The sequence below is a fragment of the Roseburia sp. TF10-5 genome, from assembly GCF_003462365.1.
GTDB classification, from domain to species: domain Bacteria; phylum Bacillota; class Clostridia; order Lachnospirales; family Lachnospiraceae; genus Roseburia; species Roseburia faecis.
In genome coordinates, this window is record NZ_QTYW01000017.1 from 1 (window position 1) to 17,018 (window position 17,018).

17 protein-coding genes and 2 pseudogenes are annotated in these 17,018 nt (G+C 39.6%); all 19 read right to left on the bottom strand.

What is annotated here, in order from left to right:
* Positions 1–260, bottom strand: a pseudogene (locus DXD06_RS13195) (4Fe-4S binding protein); the annotation flags it as partial.
* Positions 253–399, bottom strand: coding sequence for a CD1871A family CXXC motif-containing protein (locus DXD06_RS13200; protein ID WP_117832395.1), 147 nt, complete (start codon positions 397–399; stop codon positions 253–255). The gene DXD06_RS13200 and the pseudogene DXD06_RS13195, both read right to left, overlap by 8 nt.
* A 303-nt stretch (positions 400–702) precedes the next feature.
* A pseudogene (locus tag DXD06_RS18020) lies at positions 703–957 on the bottom strand (ATP-binding protein); the annotation flags it as partial.
* Positions 941–1,078 (bottom strand): GIY-YIG nuclease family protein, encoded by a 138-nt coding sequence (locus DXD06_RS13210; protein WP_334294444.1) that lies wholly within the window; start codon positions 1,076–1,078, stop codon positions 941–943. The pseudogene DXD06_RS18020 and the gene DXD06_RS13210, both read right to left, overlap by 17 nt.
* Positions 1,079–1,151: 73 nt before the next feature.
* Positions 1,152–2,042 (bottom strand): Fic family protein, encoded by an 891-nt coding sequence (locus DXD06_RS13215; RefSeq protein ID WP_117832397.1) that lies wholly within the window; start codon positions 2,040–2,042, stop codon positions 1,152–1,154.
* Between the two features lie 373 nt (positions 2,043–2,415).
* Positions 2,416–2,613, bottom strand: coding sequence for a GNAT family N-acetyltransferase (locus tag DXD06_RS17150; protein ID WP_158569542.1), 198 nt, complete (start codon positions 2,611–2,613; stop codon positions 2,416–2,418).
* On the bottom strand, positions 2,565–2,738 hold the full coding sequence (locus DXD06_RS17155) for a hypothetical protein (RefSeq protein WP_158569543.1): 174 nt from the start codon (positions 2,736–2,738) through the stop codon (positions 2,565–2,567). Before DXD06_RS17155 ends, DXD06_RS17150 begins: the two co-directional genes overlap by 49 nt.
* A gap of 58 nt (positions 2,739–2,796) precedes the next feature.
* Positions 2,797–3,180 (bottom strand): hypothetical protein, encoded by a 384-nt coding sequence (locus DXD06_RS17550; protein WP_330418210.1) that lies wholly within the window; start codon positions 3,178–3,180, stop codon positions 2,797–2,799.
* Positions 3,181–3,283: 103 nt separating this feature from the next.
* The gene (locus DXD06_RS13230; protein WP_117832399.1) at positions 3,284–3,865 is read right to left on the bottom strand and encodes a TetR/AcrR family transcriptional regulator; all 582 of its coding nucleotides are present in this window, start codon (positions 3,863–3,865) and stop codon (positions 3,284–3,286) included.
* 226 nt (positions 3,866–4,091) lie between these two features.
* Positions 4,092–4,511, bottom strand: coding sequence for a PDGLE domain-containing protein (locus tag DXD06_RS13240; protein WP_117832402.1), 420 nt, complete (start codon positions 4,509–4,511; stop codon positions 4,092–4,094).
* Positions 4,512–4,661: 150 nt separating this feature from the next.
* A complete protein-coding gene (locus DXD06_RS13245; RefSeq protein WP_117832404.1) occupies positions 4,662–6,308 on the bottom strand; it encodes an FN3 associated domain-containing protein in 1,647 nt (548 codons plus the stop codon).
* Between the two features lie 65 nt (positions 6,309–6,373).
* Entirely contained in the window at positions 6,374–6,604 is a 231-nt protein-coding gene (locus DXD06_RS13250) for a hypothetical protein (RefSeq protein ID WP_117832406.1), read from the bottom strand.
* Positions 6,605–6,872: 268 nt separating this feature from the next.
* Positions 6,873–7,499 (bottom strand): class I SAM-dependent methyltransferase, encoded by a 627-nt coding sequence (locus DXD06_RS13255; protein WP_117832408.1) that lies wholly within the window; start codon positions 7,497–7,499, stop codon positions 6,873–6,875.
* 102 nt (positions 7,500–7,601) lie between these two features.
* On the bottom strand, positions 7,602–8,357 hold the full coding sequence (locus DXD06_RS13260; protein WP_117832410.1) for an N-acetyltransferase: 756 nt from the start codon (positions 8,355–8,357) through the stop codon (positions 7,602–7,604).
* Positions 8,358–8,371: 14 nt separating this feature from the next.
* Positions 8,372–8,680 (bottom strand): hypothetical protein, encoded by a 309-nt coding sequence (locus tag DXD06_RS13265; RefSeq protein ID WP_117832412.1) that lies wholly within the window; start codon positions 8,678–8,680, stop codon positions 8,372–8,374.
* Positions 8,681–8,878: 198 nt separating this feature from the next.
* Positions 8,879–9,733, bottom strand: coding sequence for an Ig-like domain-containing protein (locus DXD06_RS13270; protein ID WP_243001085.1), 855 nt, complete (start codon positions 9,731–9,733; stop codon positions 8,879–8,881).
* Between the two features lie 207 nt (positions 9,734–9,940).
* The gene (locus DXD06_RS13275; protein WP_117832414.1) at positions 9,941–11,611 is read right to left on the bottom strand and encodes an AAA family ATPase; all 1,671 of its coding nucleotides are present in this window, start codon (positions 11,609–11,611) and stop codon (positions 9,941–9,943) included.
* 181 nt (positions 11,612–11,792) lie between these two features.
* On the bottom strand, positions 11,793–14,414 hold the full coding sequence (locus tag DXD06_RS17560; protein WP_243001087.1) for a hypothetical protein: 2,622 nt from the start codon (positions 14,412–14,414) through the stop codon (positions 11,793–11,795).
* Positions 14,392–16,968, bottom strand: a complete 2,577-nt coding sequence (locus DXD06_RS13285; RefSeq protein WP_147343634.1) for a reverse transcriptase domain-containing protein — start codon at positions 16,966–16,968, stop codon at positions 14,392–14,394. Before DXD06_RS13285 ends, DXD06_RS17560 begins: the two co-directional genes overlap by 23 nt.
* Positions 16,969–17,018 lie beyond the last annotated feature (50 nt).

Sequence of the window (17,018 nt, forward strand, 5' to 3'; positions counted from 1 at the left end):
AATCCCGTTATGTAATAAGAAAATTTAAACTTCGAAGAACCGATTACAGCCTGCAAGGCACCGATCGGACACGCCCCGGATGCAGCCGGACAGGAATAGCAATTCAGTCCCGGCACACAGACCGTCTTTCCATCCCCTCTGTAAATCTCTCCTTTAAAAAAGTTCGGCAGATGGATATTGGTAAGAATCGTTGCCACGGCCTGAATCCATCCCCGAAAGTGCGCCAGAAACTGTGATATTTTATGTTTTTTCTTATCCAATTCCAACACACTCCAGACATAATTTGATTGCCTTTGAGAGTACCGTGGCTGCCTCCCCGCGCATCGCACCGTATCCGATCATCAGGATCGCTGCTGCCAGAAGCGTGATCTGCGCTGCTGCTCTGTTTATCTGTTTCATATCCTTTCCCTTCCTAAGTTTTAACATTTTGTCGTTGTTTACGATGATAATAGATTAGCAAAAGAATATGAACACCCTGTGTTTGAAAAAGAAAGATATCTTTAAGGTTTGCGTTCTAATTCTTAAGAAATTATTGAGAACTTCTCAAGCAGCCCCACCTTATTACAAAGCAGTTTTCGTATTTTCCATGATTAACGGGGTCAGACCCCAATGTGCTGTAATATTACTTGTCCCAAGTCCAACTCTACCGCACATATCACTGGCATCTTTATCTACTGCAAGATCTAATTTCTCCAATAATGCCATACGCCTTTTATCCAACATGGTCTCGCTTTTTATTTGACTCAACGGAAGATTTGTCGCTATGATCAAAGGTCGTCCCGAACGGATTCTGCGGTCTATGACACTGAAAATAATTCCTAATGCATATTCTGAATTTCGTTCCACTCCAAGATCATCAATAATCAAAAGCTGATAGGAAGCCAATGCATTGATATATTCCGTTTTATCTACCAGTGGAAATATATCGTCGATAATGGTATTAAAATTTGTCATCTTTCAATTGTTTCAATCGTTTATCTATATCATCTGCATATCCTATTTTCACATAATCCGAAAAAGAAGGATTTGTGAGAATGTATATTACGCCTTTTTTGTCATTCATATCCGCTTTCTCCATTTATAACTTAATTCTTTGTTTGCCTTTTCCCAAAAGTCATTTTACCTATTATATAGTCTGGAAATTAGCTCGTTTAATATTCAATCCTAAAATAATCCAAATACGCCTTATACTTATCTTGTGCTGTCAGACAGGTATCGGTCAGACAACCTTTTTCGTTGTCCCATTCCTTCAATCCACGATAATAGAACAGCTTCAAATTATCCTCAATAATGAACGGAACAATATTGTATTTCAGACACTCCTTAAACATAATCAATCTGCCCACGCGTCCATTACCATCCTGGAACGGATGAATTCGCTCAAACTTCACATGGAAGTCAAGAATATCCGCAAAGGCCTTTTCTTCTTTGGCGTTGTATTCCGTTAACAATGCCTTCATTTTATCGGCAACTTCTTCCGGAAGGGCGGTATCCATGCCGCCGACTTCATTCGGAAGTTTCTTATAATCGCCAACAGCAAACCAATCTTTTCTGGAATCACTGGTGCCATTCTTCAAAACCAAGTGAATTTCTTTGATGAACTTCTCCGTCAAAGTCGCTTTTGCATGATCAATAATCATGTCAATGCAACGGAAGTGATTTGCCGTTTCGATCACATCATCCACATTCAGTACTTCTTTTTCTACGCCAATAGTATTGGTTTCAAAGATATATCTGGTTTGATCGTGTGTCAAGCGGCTGCCTTCCATATGGTTAGAGTTATAGGTCAAGTCAATCTGTGTCTTATGATAAATCCCACCAGTATATTTACTGGTCTTCTGCTCTTTTAGAATATCTAGCAGCGTAATCGGTTCTTCTTTTTTCTTATTGGTGCGCTCCGGTTTCTCTGCGTTTTCTGGAATGTTCCATGTCTTACCAGTAAGAAACGCGCCGTTCACACGCCCCTTTGCACAGTAATTTCTAACACTGCGTTCTGACATATTCCATTTTTTTGCTATATCAGCAACTAAAAGGTATTTCATCTGCCATCCCCCATCCATTATAAATTAAATCCAAAACATACTAATCTACTGACTAGTATATCACACTATCGGCAAAAACACTATCGTTTTTTACCTATTTATCACACTTTTTAGCCGATATAACAACTGTTTCCTAGTCGAATAGCTTTATTAAAACGGATGCTATAAATAGCTAATATTCTTTCAAATGATGAGTTTATACCTTATATCGTCTAATAAGTTTTACTTTCATTTTCGCACATGATCATGAGGCTTTTTTCGTTCTAATTGTGCGATTATACGTAAAAAGATGACTGTTCTTAATCAAAATAAAAATGGCGAAGTGCTTATCGTAACACTCCGCCAAAAGTCCCACCAGGTTGCGCATGAAAAATCAGAGGCATTCCGTAATTACTTTTACAGTTTCTACCATATACCCCTGATGTCTAAATTCTTTCCTTAATCCATATCCGATTTCCACTACGCCATCTTTTCCAAGACCCTTGAAGCAGAAATCGCCGACAATCGTTCCCGGAACATTTTTTAATTCCATGTTCCAGACTGCATACCATATTCTGTTGTCAGGTTCCATAAGGCACCCTCCAACATTTCGGTATACGCCTGCTTCATTTCTGCGTCCGCTTCCTTTTCAATCAGACAGCTCATCTCATCGTTACTAATTGGATATAAATAAAGCCTTTCCGTTTCCATTCTCATATTAGTTCACCTTATACACTGTCTTGTTCTTTTACTCATTGTCATTCGCCCCTCTAAATCATCCAATAGAAAGTCCTAATTCGTATGCTCTATCCAGTCCATCCGTATTTTTTACATCACCAATATCCTTTGCTCCCTGCACAAGTACCATCCCTGCATCTTCAAGATGAAAGAAACTCAGTACAAGCTTGTATTGCAATTTTATGGAATCAAACAGTTCCGGCAGCGTAGCTGCTCCAACTAATATAAGTGCCAGTTTTTTAATCGGAAATTCATTTCGCATACTTCTGCCATCATCGGCTGCAATCACAGCCTTCATAAACATGTTCTGTCCAATCAGCTGTCCATCTAATGTCATGACAAAATCCAATTCTGGAACAAATGCCGGATCGTTGCGAAGCTGATGGAGTACATAATGCTCCAGACAGCCTGGGCGATACACATTCCAGAAACTCTACCTTACCAAATTTTCTACCTCATGGTATTCATTTTCTCTTTCCAATCGAATGATAATATTTTCCTTCATTTTCCTTTTCTCCATTTCTTTATATAATGTTACTAATACTTTTTTCAAACTGCTCTTTTATTCTTTTTTTATCCTTTGCTCCATCATACAGACTATAGTAGAAAAACATGATGGAATAAAACATGGTTGCTTTTTTATCTGCCTCCACAACACCAATGCTCTCGAACATATCTTTCACGTATTCTGCCGGACCGGACACAAGATACTGCTGATACAATGCCTGCATCTCCTCATTCCGAAACTGCTCTAACGTAAGCATCTTTCGAAATGACGATGCAAAATCATTTTCTGTCCAATACGAAAACATAGATTTACTGTATTCCATGAAATTGTCCGCAGAAATCTCTTCATACTGTTCAGGTTCATTTTCCTTTTTATCAGCAGGCATATCATGTGATTCTGCCTGTTCGCCATCCCCCTGCTCCATCCTTTTTACAATATGTTCAAAAATATCTCTCTTACTCTCATAATACCTATACAATGCACCTTTTGTCATGCCAAGCTCACCCGCAATCTGACTGACAGAAACTGCTTCATATCCATCTCTCGCAAATAAATGTAATGCAACAATCAATATATCTTCCTTTGTAGTTTTTGACATACACAAACCTCCTGTTCCATAAAATAAACGACCGTTTACATTTTAATTATAGTAAACGATCGTTTATTTGTAAAGTCAGACATTCCTCTCTACTGCTCTTGTAAAGCTGGCTGCATACGCCTTTGTAGCGTAATAGGTCGTCATAAATGGTCCTGCCGGAAGCATTCCTGCTGAGCTTGCCACATTTAGTCTGAATTTTTTCCCTCTTGCTGTGTACTCTTCCTTTTCACCCGGCATGGTGACAAATTTGGCAAGCACATTGTGTACCAGTGAGTCCTGCTTCACATGTATAGGGGCCGCTGTGTTTACCAGATCTCCAAAATTTTTGATATACAGCTGCCGCTGTCTCATACGCATCTCCGTCTGCTTCCAGTTCAGCCGTACCTGCGACCTGCTCCATCGACCATTCCAGTCCATCCGGGTATTCAGATGCCATCAATGACAATCCACCGCCGATCACAACTGCTGCGAGCGCCAACACGACCAATATCTTTTTAAATGACAGCTTTCCGGCCTCTGCCTGTGTCACATCACTTCCATATAATAATTCCGGTCTCGCCTCATAGATAAATACGAGCACTGCCGCCGGGCAAGCATACATCGTACCTGCCACAGCCGGAGTGACCAGCGCATCTGCCATGTGCATAAAATCCCCCCCTGAGACTTCGTTTTTTCTGTACCTACTTTACCATAGAACTGAAAAAACCACAAGCCCCAGGGGGGATTGTCAGCCAGACACCGGCATCCCATTACTGTTTAATCGTGCCTCATTCCAGTAACGTATTTCCAACAACTGTTACTTCTTCTCATTTACGGTTACGGTCATTCTTATGACCTTTGACTGACCGTTTTGCAGTCTGACAACCGCCTTGACGACTGTCTTTCCGGGCTTCAGCCCCGTGATCCTGCCATTTGAGCTAACGCGCGCCACATCCGGATTGAGAACCGAAAAAGTCACTTTATCAACATTGTCCCAGTTTACCCCTTTCTTAAACCAAAAGTACGTCCCCTGCTTCTCGCGGATGCTGGCTGATTGTTTCGTGGCTTTGATCGACCGCAGTATTTGTTTCGTGAGTGCTTCTTCCTCATCGGCTGTCACTAACTCATAGGTTCCGTGACCCAGCTCATTATGATCCAGTTCAACGCTTCCATCTGCCGCTACCCTGAATGGCATTTTACTGACTACAAGCTTCTCACCCGTTTCTGGATCTATCTCAATGATCTTCATTTTTTTAGGTCTCACGGTTCTTTTCAGAAGCGCATTTACATTGACCGTCACTTCCCGGATGACCCAGTCGTTTTTCGTGAGCATCTTGATCGTGGTCTTTACCTTCTTCGTGCCTGCTGCCTTTACGATCTCTGAAAGTGCTTCCCCGGAGATCTTCACATTGCCAAAACCTCTATCAAGAATTTCTGCGGTAGCTGAAGTGATCTTCCCTTTGGCATTCTTCGATACATTGACCACGATATTCATTCCTGTCTTTTCATTTCTGATCTCGGTCCTGATCTGTATGGAACCGTCCTCTGCCCGGATTTCAGTCGTGGTCACAACTGTACCATCTTCTCTGGTTTCGGTCTTAGTCTTAGTCGTAGTCTTGTCCTTGTTATCCTCCTGTGGCGGAGCAGTTTCAGATCCGCTGTCGGTGGAACTGCCTGATGAACTGCTGCCACTGCCCGAGCTACTGCCGGAACTGCTTCCACCGGAGCTGCTTCCACCGGAAGTGCCCCCATCCGAACTGCTGCCGCCGGATGATTCTTTCGCAAATACCCTTCCGACCACATCACTCATGATATGACCATCTTCTATCGCAATCGCCTTGATCGTAGTCGTCTCTGTCAGCGTAATCGGTGTTTTGTACTGCTGTGATCCCTTTGTTGGCACTGTATCATCTGTTGTGTAATAAACGATTGCACCGGGGGTCGTTGTGATCGTCACCTCCGTGCGGTCCGAAAACTTGTCAGTACCGGAGATCGTCGGAACGTCGCTGTCTCTCGGAGTTTCAATCTTACAATTGCCAGCTGACAAAATATTATTATCTGATCCAACCGCTTTGACGTGAAGATCAACCATCTGACGCGCACCAAACTTCTCTTTCGTCTGAAGCTCCTGCAATGGGTAATAATCTGTGCCATTGATACTATACTGATAGCTCATCGTATCAGTATTTACTAGATTTGTCACCTGCATAACATATACGGTAGCGCTATCGTTTGGTCCTATGACCACATCAAACGAAAGTGGTTTCTCCTGTGGCTCTGTGCCCTGATCTCCGGACTCTGCCGCCCCGGTGTTGTCGTCCGCGTATACCGTTTCCGGTGCGAGCAATCCACCAGGTACACTCATGGATGACACGACCGTAGCTGCGGCAATCCCCAAGGTCAGGATTTTTGCTAATGATTTGCTTTGTTTTGATTTCCGTTGTTTCATTTTTCGTTGTCTCATTCGTCGATTCCTCCTTTTACTGATGCTGTTATTAGGCGTTTGCGAAACTATTTTTATTATCTGGGCTACCTAGCTATGGGCGCAGTGGCATTCTGATCAAGCTGCTCTGGATTTTCTCTGTTAATCCGATCTACAATATAATTGATAGAATCTTTGATGTTAGCTGCATTGATAGGATTGTTCGTCTTAGAAGTAAATACCAGATCCTCAAATCCTTCTCTCGGAGAAAACCGAGTAGCAATGTCTTTATGGTATGTTCTCTGATATATAAGCACATCATGCACTTTCTTAATCATTGGAATCTTGCGAAATCCTGCATATTTATTTTACCCATATAATTTTCTCCAAAAAAATATGGAAAAGATTATATGTCTCTCTTCTCCATAAATGTATCATGTTTATCACTTAATGTCTACGGCTTTTAAGCTAGGGAAACGCATCCTAACTGCTCCTTGACTTTTTCGCCTTCTTTTTCTATAGTAAAGACAACAAGGGAAGCCGTAGACGGTTTGCCTATGAACAGTTACATAAATAACCGCATCTTTGGCGAGGGGCGGTTATTTTTTATGTCCAATCTGAATTACCAGACTGATGACAGCGACGAGCAATAAACAAAATTGAGACAATTCTGAATATGTAATCATGGCTAAAAACCCTCCTTCGTGAGGGCAAACCGCCTACCGTTTCTGATTCCCTATGTTGTGATGACAGTATAACAAATTTCGGCATGATGCGCAAGAACAAGTGTTCCTGCCAGATACCAAGATCCCGGTATGAAAGACACCCATTCGCCTGCACCGGCTTCCCCAAACGCATCTTGCAGATAAGTATATGGTATTCTCCTTTCATTTCAGGCTTATAAAGTGCTTCTCCATACATATAGTCTACCTGTTGTCCATACTGTTTACAACCATTCGCTATTGCATATGCTAATTTGCTCTCACAAAATACACTTCTTCCTAAAACAGATGGTGATAATTGTCTGTCCAGAATGAGCCTTAATCCTTCCTCCCTCGTCCCTTCAAATCCAGGGCAGAAAAAGTCTATCCCATCAGACATACTCTTTGCTATCTGATTGTAATCCTCTCCAAGCAGTTTTTCCGCAATATCATCTGTAAAAATGCGAATGCTGTTATTATTATAATGATAAGCCCTTGCAAAACAGCTTACCTTTGCTGTTATATTGTCCATTCCAATCCCCTCGTACTACCCAAATAGTATTTTTGCCACACCATTCTATTTCAGCGTATGAATATCCTCAACCTACGGAGAGTAGAGTTCGAATTTGCTCATTTATTTTTCCATCCCATCCAGAAGCTTTATAAATCTTTTATCATTCATCTGCTCATTCGTAAGATATTCTCCATTATAAAACAATGCATAGGTTGTAACCGGTGTCGAAGCATTCTGTGCTTCTTCTTTCGTTTCCAGTCTGTTTGCCTGAAACGGAACCGCTCTTTCCCTGGCAACTTCAAGAAGCACCGGAACATACTTTGCATTAAACGGACATTGATTGGTATAGTACAATACATAGCCTGTCTGCTCAATGTGTGGATGCTTCGCACACTCCTTAAATTCAGGCTTAGCCGCATCCAAAGAAAAAGGCAGATACCAGAGCTGAATACCATTATCTGCTTCATCACAGATGGTAAAGTCCTTATATTTCAGGAACTTCGGGTCTGCCAGAAAAGGCTTTTTCTTAGCGGCTGACAGGATACAGATTCCCTTTTTCCCCTTCGCTTTGCTGTCTTCTATACAGGCATTCAGTAAATCAGTCGAATAACCATTGCCCTTGAAAGAACCAGCCACCCACAGACAGTCAATATACATATAGCCATCTGCATTGATTGGATTCCATGCATTTTCTGCCGGAATATACTCGATAAAGCATTTTCCACGCTCTATACTCTTGAGAAATACCAATCCATCATCAAATCGCTCTTTCAGCCAGTTTTTCTTTGATATTACCTGTATATCCTTGTTGCTTGAAATCGCACAGCAGATATGCTCGTTTTCAATATTTTCTTTCGTCACTCTTATATATTCCATGGATTTTCTCCTACTTATATCTTCTGCACCTCATTCTCCAGCGTATAGTAGTGCATAATATACGGAAGCAACAACACCAGAAACAATAACGTCAACGCATACAACAACGGATTGCAGATCATAAGCGCCGCCACAATTGAAATCATTGTCAGAATCGCAAATGTAACTGTCACGATCAGATGTACCAGCCTCTCATGTTGGAAAAAAACAATCTGTGTCAGGTGTTCCTGCAGAATTGCGTTCCATTGTTCCGGAGAGATATTGTCCGCATTGGCTAAGAGTGAATCTATTTTCTGGCGGTAGGTTATTATTCTTTTCTTCATTTTTACATTCTCTTTCTTATAGTACCTTTATTATACCAATATACCTTTGGAATCACAACGACATATTTAACTGAAGGTAATTGTCCATCAAGATATCTTGTTACTGTAAGTTCCCCAGAATAAAAAAAGGGCAGTGTCTGAACAACATCGCCCTTTGTTTTTTATAATTATACTTCCGAAAGGAATCTGTCAACTGGTTTATGCAGCAGCGTCCACTTCGTCATCCATATATCCGTCATCGGCATTTTCCGAATCATCATCCGAATCATCATCCAAATCATCGTTCCAGTCATCCTCTGTGCTGTCTGTGATAACAACCTTGCATTTCCACACCATACCATGTACTTTTGCTTTGACTGTAACCGTACCGCTGCTATACGGTATCAGTATGCCATCCTCTACCTCGCATATATCGTCATCAGAAGATGTCCATTCCACGTCATGACTGCATCCCTTCAGATCCAGAGAAACCGTATCTTCCACGTCCATCTCCACTGCTGTCTTATTCAGTTCCGGCGTTTCTACTGTCACCTGACAGGATTTCTTCTGCGTTCCCTTCTTTACCGTAATGGTTGCCTTGCCTTTTCCTTTTGCAACCACTTTTCCGGCGGAGACACCAGCCACCGCTGTATTACTGCTGCCCCAGGAAACGATTCCTGCACCACCCTTTACCGTAAGTTTCCTGCTCTGTCCTTTTACAAGCACAATCTTTGTACTGCTGATCGACAGCGGACTTATCTTCGGTCTGGTGTTCTTTTTCTTCGTTGTCTTCTTCGTGGTTGTCGTGGAAGATTTCCGCGTCTGCGAATATCCGCCCGATGAGCCAAAACACTTCTTGCACGGTGTCAGACCGCGTGCCAATGCATTGGAAAGTGTCGTCTGATAAAAATTTCCCCGCCCGCATTTGTGGGTATGGTATTTACTGCCGGTTGGCGTCACATAGACCATTGTCTGTGCCTGTGCCGTTACCATGCCGGCACTGTCACCGACTGGCAAAATCATCATAAAAAATACAAGTGTAAAACTTAGAATTGTTTTTTTGATTGTTTTCATCAATTGCCTCCTTATCTTTTCCTCCGCTTTAAACATGTCTTATATTTTTATCATACGCCTTCTCATTTTCCGGCACAATACTATTTCATCAAATTGACAATTCGCATTTTGTCAAATAATCTATAGTGTTTTTCATTATAATGGCGCAGGTTCCAGGAAAACAAACCACCGTGCGGGATTTTGTCAGCTATTTGTCATGTCTTGATATTATTCACAGCGTTTGGCAAGGACACGGCACTCCTTGTCACAGAATGCAATTCCATACAGCCAGATGTTCTGGACTTTATAACGTTTCAATGGTGCTACATACTTTTTGTCAATAATCTGCTGCACAGCTTCCTCTGACTTTTCGTCCAGCTTTCTCTCATCTGCCGTGTGTTTTACCTCCACAATAAAGCCTGACTTTCGGTCTTTTCGCTCCACCAGAATATCGCTTCTCCCTTTTCCAGATTCTAGGTTTGAGGTAGCATACCATGTCTCACAGGAAGACAATAATGCCATTAAGAACCCGTGATAGAAGGATTCATGATCATCGTGATAACTTATCGCATCAAGCAGCTTCTGGTTTAAAATCTGCTCAATTTTCGCGGCATCTCCTGCTTCAAAAGCCGTATAAAGCTCAGTCAAAGCTGCATCCAATGAGAGGTTTTCATGAAACCATTTCATGACCTGCTGTATAAATATCTGACGCACTTCTTTATTGGGAATTGTCAATTCATAGCAATTTCCATTCGGAATACCTACCATTGTGAGATACCCCGTCATATAAAGCAGACTCCACAAATTTTGAATGTCCTGATCAATTTCTGCATGTGTGAGTTGATCGTTAATCTCCTTGTGAATCGTCTGACCGTCAATGAGGTTCTCAATTTCCATCTGCGCTGCCACAGTGTTCGATTTTTCAATCAGTCTGCGAATTTTGTCGTTGCCACTGGTATTAAGCCAATATGCTTTTGGCTGTGCTTTCGTAGAATTTATCAGGTCGTAAGCATAGTTGAGTACATCCCAAGGGCAGTATACATCCTGCTCACCAAAACGATATCCATCGTACCATTCTTTAAACTCTGCCTGATGTGATTCAATCCCATATTCTTTTAGAAGTGTCTCTACTTCTCCATGGGTAAATCCAAAGTATTCATCGAACTGTTCATCGGATATGGAATGCACCTTCAAATTGTTTAAGCCTGTGAAAATGCTCTCCTTTGACACACGAAGGCATCCGGTCATCACAGCGAAATAAAGACTGTCATTGGTTTTCAGTGCTGCATGAAACATTGAGCGAACCAAATCCAGCATCTCCCTGTAGTATCCATTCTGAAAGGCTTTGTCCAGTGGAACGTCATATTCATCGATTAAAAGGATGACCTTCCTTCCATAATAGCTGCATAGAAGATTGGTTAATGTAAGCAAAGCCTGTTGCAAACCATACTTTTCAAAGCTACCATTAATCAGGTCTTTGCAATCTTCCTTCTCGTCTTCCGATAAAATGGTACTATCCTTCAAAAAACGAAATCGCTTGGCTTCTTTAATAATAATATTAGCTAAACCGCGCTCTGCATCTTGATATGTCAGTCCCTCTACTCCCTTTAGGCTTATAAACAAAACTGGGAACTTCCCCATATACGCTTCACAAAGCTTCGTCTCTTTTGAAATGGCAAGTCCATCAAAAAGCTGCGGATTAGTTCCAATCTCAAAAAAGGACTTTAACATACTCATATTCAGGGTTTTTCCAAATCTGCGTGGACGTGTGAACAGATTGACTTTTCCCCATCCGTTAAGCAGATCTGCAATAAGCATGGATTTGTCAATGTAATAGAAATCTTCTGTCCTGATTTCTTCAAAATTTTCTATACCAAGAGGTAATTTTTTCATTGCCATCACTATCGCCTACTTTCCGAGGTAAACTTCCCCAATAATCTACAGTATTGTTGAGACTGCGAAAACCAACTAAAGGTTCACATTTGCTAATACACTCCCGAATGTCCATAATCAATGTATCAATTTCAGCCTTCTTTGTCAATTATATCAATTTGTCTACTATAGCATATAAAAGGCAAGATTACTTTTCCTCATTGTGTCGATAAAACAATCCTGTCCTCTTATTACACTCACAAACATAATCTGGAAATACCATCTTAAAAGGTTGATTGTTATAACGAAACACACAACAAATCCCTTCTGGTTTACTTTCGCCATATAATTTTTCCACTAAATCATTGGTGGTTTTATCCGAACAAAAATCAGAAGAAATCTCATTATGAATCACGATGTTTACCGAATACGCTTGCTGAATTTTTTCAACACAATCCTTAAATCCAAACATAACATGAACTTCTATCTCTAAATCCGGAAATTCCTGCAACATTTGACTCACAGGAATTTCAAGATTCAAATAGTCTCTTCGATCATTATTCATTCCCCTGATATGGTACTTTAACAAACTTTCCAAGCTAGAACCATGCATCACATTATCGACCATGAAAACAATTTTTTTTAATGGACTGCCTCGCCACAAAATTTGATTTCCGGCTTTTTTCAGTTCCTTATTCACTTTACCTGAATCAAAAGCCAGGCTTAGAACACATCGACCACTATTCTCATTATGTTTATATTCCTCAAACAAATATTGCAATGTAGAATCATTACCACTACTTTCTTTTGCAATCACAAGAGTTCCCGCCTCTACTGCAAGCTGCTGCATTTTTTCAAAATATGTATTAATTGCATCTGTATCTTCTACCATTCCTAAATAATGTTCCTCTAACATTAGTTTCCAGAAAGAATCTATTACCTCTTCCGTAATTCCAAAAACCTGAAAATGCCAACAAAGTTTGTATAAGCAAACCATTTCCTTTGTTTCATCTCTACATTGAAAGCAATCAAATACTTCCTTTTTAAGCCTATTAGCCACCAAAATCCGAAGCATTCTCTTCATATTTTTCCCAAAATATCGTTGACGCTCATCATATCGCATAACCTGCTCATCGACTAGCTCCTCTAAGAATCTAACCTTGCCTTTGCTTTTCCGTAAATCTTCATAATAAACAATTGATTGATCTTCTGAATTTACAAAAACATCAATATCTCTCTGTGGAACGTTTCCTCCGTGCTCGGTTATCTTCTGTAAATCCAGATCCAGGAAATCTGACTTGCGAACCTGACGTCCATCGACTTCCCACTTTTTAGATTTCGATTGAAAGATTGCTTTTGTATATTTCCACTGAGTTGCACTTTCTCCCCAAAGCTGCAATCTTATATGTTTCTCAGAATAAAACTTTCCTATCTGTTCTGCCACTGTACCAATCCACGGAAAAGCCAATAAATCCCCGTTCATTAGCGTATGCTCATCAACCTGCTCAAAATTGAAATACTGATTTATAAAAGCATATAACTTCTCCACAACCATTCCTGCGTCTTCCATAGAAGCCTCCTGAAGGGTCTCTGTCAAATAGCGGTCCATCAGGCATTCCTGATAAAATTGATTTTTATGGTTGTCCAAATCCACGCAAAACTTCCATTGATTCTTTACTACTTCTAAATAAAAAGCTGCATAGAAATCAACTGTCAATACATCGCAGTCATCTTTAAACAGCCAACAGCCTCTAAGGTTTTGTATTCCCATACGTAACATTTTAAGGAAACCATCCTTTTCATTTTCTTCCTTTGTGTTATTACATACGATTGCCTTATCATGCGAAGCTGCCGGATTAAGTAATCTAAGCACTCTATGATCCTTACTGTTTCTGACAATATAAGGAGCAGAAAATAAATTATAGGAAGCCTCTTCTTCCATTAATTTGAGTAATGTGAGCTTTTCATTTTGTGTTCCCTTCAAAAACACTTCTTCCAACGTTATTGTTTCTTCATCAGGTGCAAGCTTTACAACGATATACCAAGCTAATCGCTCCTCAGATAAAATATCTTCCTCCGCAACCAGACCTTCAAAATACTCTCTATGAATATTTCTGATAATAATATCCCGCTCACACTGCACTACCAGTGTCCCATTATATCGATAATCTTGCGGACAAGAGATAATTTCTCCATTATTAACAAGTTTTTCCAGAAATGCAATTCCATTTTCTTGCGCAATTTCTAAAATTGCCTTACGCACTGCCTTTTGTTCATTAATCTCTACATAGCTGCTTATTTTTTCAAAAAGCTGTAATGCAATCGCCAATTCCACAAGATGTTCATTGTCCTTTTTAAAATCCTGTGCCAATCCAATTACCAATTCATAAACCGGGTACACTTTAGTTCCATCTGTATTTTCCAACAAAAATATACCTTTTATCGTTGGCAATATATCCTGAAATTTCCAATAACTTTGAACAATATCAGATGTCTTTTCCGCGCCGCCTTTTTCCCTCAATCCACGAAGGAAATATAAACACTCTTTGTACGCATTTTTAGCAGAATATTCTGTTACCGCCATCATCTCAATACATTCTGAAATTTTTTTGCTAAAATCTGTATCCCTTTTTACTTTTTCCCAATCATGAAACCACTGTAATTCCATAATAAGTATTTCAGATAACTTTTCGATTTCACTTTGTCGCAAAGACGCTTCTATTTGATTAATTTCATCGATTAAAGAAAGAACCTCTTGCTGACTAACCCGATGAAAAGCCAATCCTCTCATTTCCTTGTAACGTTTATCAATTCCAATGCTTGAGTTCATACTTGCCTCCCATCAGTCCAATAATTGCACCTACGGTTCCTTTCTCCTCCATACACCCTTCCGAGATAATATTTAGCCATTCTACAAAGTTATCTTTTATATGAGCATTCAATATTTTAATTCTAGACACACTAAAATAACACACACTCATAAAATTCTTAAAATTAACCGTATTCTGTGGAATCTGACGATATAGTTCCATAGCAAAAAATTTTTCAAGCCACTCGTCTCTTTTAAACAATTCTTCGTATAACCGCTTGTAAATACTTCCTCTTCCAACCTTCTGCTTTACAAGCGTTATCGCATACTTGTTTAAATATTCATCCACAAATATCGGATCCAGATATCTGTTCAAAATAAAATTTGCATCTTTAATACTCCAGCTTCCTTTTCGATGAAGATACTTCTCAAACAGACGTATATTTTCTTGTTGTAATTCCTCATCCTCCAATTCCATTCCCTGAATACTTTTCATCTCATAATTTGCAGCACCATTCTCAAAAAGGCTTTCTTTTTCCCTCTCCGACATATCACCAATGCATTCATAGATTAAGGTCTTACTCCTATTTATTTCCAATCCTCTGGCAAAAATATATTCTGAAAATCGATTTAATAATTGATTTCCGTCTATCCCACGATAAACAATGAACATATCATCCACATATCGCATGATTCTACACGTTTCCGTAGTATAATGATATTTTCTGCAAAACGAATCCAACACCGCCGTCAAAAAAAGTTCTGCAAACACTCTGGCATATGCCGGTCCCTGTGGCACACCTCGAATATTTCCTTTCATCTGTAACATTAACTTTTCTGTGTAATTCCCAAGATAACGTAATATTGCATCTATTCGTTTTTTCTTTTCTTCATTTTCTGTTTGATTTCCCTGTTCCTGTATCTGCCGAAACAACGCATGAATATAAATTGAGTCGTAAAACTTTGTCAGATCCAGCTTAATAATTCCATTTTCACTAAAAAAATCTAAGAACAAATAATTTTCAACGTCTTGTTGGAACCTTTTCCAGGAGTCGTACCAAGGCATAAAAACAGAACCTGCATCATAAAAATAATTCAGGTTATAGCTATACGAATGAAATCTCTGTCCCATGTTTTCAATAAGTTCATAGATTAATGCTGTCGTAAGTACTCGATCATACGGACATAAAGATACCAGTATTCGCGGTTCATTCTTCCCTTCCTCCATTCTCTCATACATAGTATATTTGACAGGTAAATCGTGCTCCGTAATATTCCCTTCTATAACCGCTTCAAATTGTCTTTTAATACTCAACAAATCAAATTGACACAATCCAGATAATTCCAGATAATCATCTACCGATAAAACCTCATCATCATATTTCATATATTGAAGTTCTTTTTTTTGTATCATTTGAAAATATTTTATATCCTTCTCTACCTTTTTCTGAGACAAAACCTCTTTCTGCTGGATTTTTTCAATCGAAATATCTAATCTATCCGCAATGTATTCTGCCAAAGTAATCTGCGGATCAATATTTTCTTCCAGTTTTTGTCCATACAGATCATACAAATATCTCATTGTAATCGGATAATACCGGTTCTTTAATTTATCTAAATATTGTCGTGTAATATCTTCTTTAAAATTATGCTGTTGTTTCAAAATATCCCACAATAATGCACCATTAGAAAAATTGCGAAAGCATCCAACTAATACGAGGCGATCCAAATATTTCAAATTACCTTCTTCTGCACGTTTCATAATAACATATAAAACAGAACTTTCTTTACAACAACTTCGGATCTCTTCTAAAGAAAACATCCTGTTTGCAACCAAATACTCTTTCTTGTATAAAAGCCCCTTGTCTGATTCTTCTTTCTCTGGCGATATATTCAGGCATTTCCAAAGATATTCCAAATCATTTGGTATATAGGTTTCCAAAATATCATCCTGTATTTTCCAAAAATCCAACTGTTCAGGCAAATGTATCCAATCATCTACTTTCACATTAATAACATCTGGAATAAAAAAAGAGCGTCCACCTTTACGATGCACTGACAAAGGAAGTTTTACCTGTTTCCCTAATTTCATTCCCCCTCCAGCAACTGCCGGGAAAATATCCAAACCATACTTTGTATCTGCAGATAATTTCAGTCGATATGCCCCTGTCAATTCTTCGATCATGCTATACCCTTGGGATTTTGTAATCATTCCCTTGGTGTGAATCCAAAGATGCACACCTCTTCGTCCTGAAAACTCTGCCAAATAATGGATTCCAAGCTGTTCCAATCGTTTCGCAGCTGGAATAACATACTTTTCTACTAACCCTTCCAGCTGACCACCCTCTTTGCAATCAAAATCCAGGCATATCCACTTGATCCATGATCTTCTATACTGTTGCTGATACATGCCAAAAGAAGCCCCTTTATTCAGCATGTCATAAATGAGTAATGGTGTACACGTAATTCTTTTTGGAATATAACGTCCATCCGGCATCTGAACAGCTAGATACTTGTCATTCATCACATAAAATTCGTATAGTTTTTGCGCGATTGTATACTTTTCATTATCCATAATATCATCCAACAAAATGACCAGACCTCCATTACATGAGCAATAAAAAA

Excerpts from the sequence above, each read along its gene's own strand:
- DXD06_RS13245 (WP_117832404.1), bottom strand. The coding sequence starts at position 6,308 with ATGAGACAACGAAAAATGAAACAACGGAAATCAAAACAAAGCAAATCA.
- DXD06_RS13200 (WP_117832395.1), bottom strand. The coding sequence starts at position 399 with ATGAAACAGATAAACAGAGCAGCAGCGCAGATCACGCTTCTGGCAGCA.
- DXD06_RS17560 (WP_243001087.1), bottom strand. The coding sequence starts at position 14,414 with ATGAACTCAAGCATTGGAATTGATAAACGTTACAAGGAAATGAGAGGA.
- DXD06_RS13260 (WP_117832410.1), bottom strand. The coding sequence starts at position 8,357 with ATGGAATATATAAGAGTGACGAAAGAAAATATTGAAAACGAGCATATC.
- DXD06_RS13265 (WP_117832412.1), bottom strand. The coding sequence starts at position 8,680 with ATGAAGAAAAGAATAATAACCTACCGCCAGAAAATAGATTCACTCTTA.
- DXD06_RS13210 (WP_334294444.1), bottom strand. The coding sequence starts at position 1,078 with ATGGAGAAAGCGGATATGAATGACAAAAAAGGCGTAATATACATTCTC.
- DXD06_RS13240 (WP_117832402.1), bottom strand. The coding sequence starts at position 4,511 with ATGCACATGGCAGATGCGCTGGTCACTCCGGCTGTGGCAGGTACGATG.
- DXD06_RS13215 (WP_117832397.1), bottom strand. The coding sequence starts at position 2,042 with ATGAAATACCTTTTAGTTGCTGATATAGCAAAAAAATGGAATATGTCA.
- DXD06_RS13230 (WP_117832399.1), bottom strand. The coding sequence starts at position 3,865 with ATGTCAAAAACTACAAAGGAAGATATATTGATTGTTGCATTACATTTA.
- DXD06_RS13285 (WP_147343634.1), bottom strand. The coding sequence starts at position 16,968 with ATGGATAATGAAAAGTATACAATCGCGCAAAAACTATACGAATTTTAT.
- DXD06_RS13270 (WP_243001085.1), bottom strand. The coding sequence starts at position 9,733 with ATGAAAACAATCAAAAAAACAATTCTAAGTTTTACACTTGTATTTTTT.
- DXD06_RS17155 (WP_158569543.1), bottom strand. The coding sequence starts at position 2,738 with ATGAGAATGGAAACGGAAAGGCTTTATTTATATCCAATTAGTAACGAT.
- DXD06_RS17150 (WP_158569542.1), bottom strand. The coding sequence starts at position 2,613 with ATGGAACCTGACAACAGAATATGGTATGCAGTCTGGAACATGGAATTA.
- DXD06_RS13275 (WP_117832414.1), bottom strand. The coding sequence starts at position 11,611 with ATGGCAATGAAAAAATTACCTCTTGGTATAGAAAATTTTGAAGAAATC.
- DXD06_RS13255 (WP_117832408.1), bottom strand. The coding sequence starts at position 7,499 with ATGGACAATATAACAGCAAAGGTAAGCTGTTTTGCAAGGGCTTATCAT.
- DXD06_RS13250 (WP_117832406.1), bottom strand. The coding sequence starts at position 6,604 with ATGATTAAGAAAGTGCATGATGTGCTTATATATCAGAGAACATACCAT.